Source organism: Winogradskyella ouciana, from assembly GCF_009709615.1.
Taxonomy (GTDB): domain Bacteria; phylum Bacteroidota; class Bacteroidia; order Flavobacteriales; family Flavobacteriaceae; genus Winogradskyella; species Winogradskyella ouciana.
Window position 1 is genome coordinate 1 of the sequence record NZ_WJYA01000122.1, and the last position, 269, is coordinate 269.

Sequence of the window (269 nt, forward strand, 5' to 3'; positions counted from 1 at the left end):
TGCTGCTAATAAAGTTGTAATGTTGTATGTTTTAACAGACTTGAATAAATCTAAGTTAGAACCATTTTTCAAGAATTTAGGTCCAACATTAGCAAATGGTCCAAATAATAATGTTCTTTGACCATCAATGTAACGCGTATCTAAATGAGGTACAGTCATTGGTGGTGTACCAGGTGGCTCTTTACCATAAACTTTGGCATCGTGTTGTTCAATAACTTGTGGGTTTGTACAAGCTAAGAATTGACCACTGATAGGGAATCCACCCAAAT

At 35.7% G+C, this 269-nt stretch carries 1 protein-coding gene; it reads right to left on the reverse strand.

Going from position 1 to position 269, the window contains the following annotated elements; genetic code table 11:
• A partial coding sequence (locus F1003_RS18755; RefSeq protein WP_202913919.1) for a malate:quinone oxidoreductase occupies positions 1–269 on the reverse strand: 269 nt, incomplete at both ends.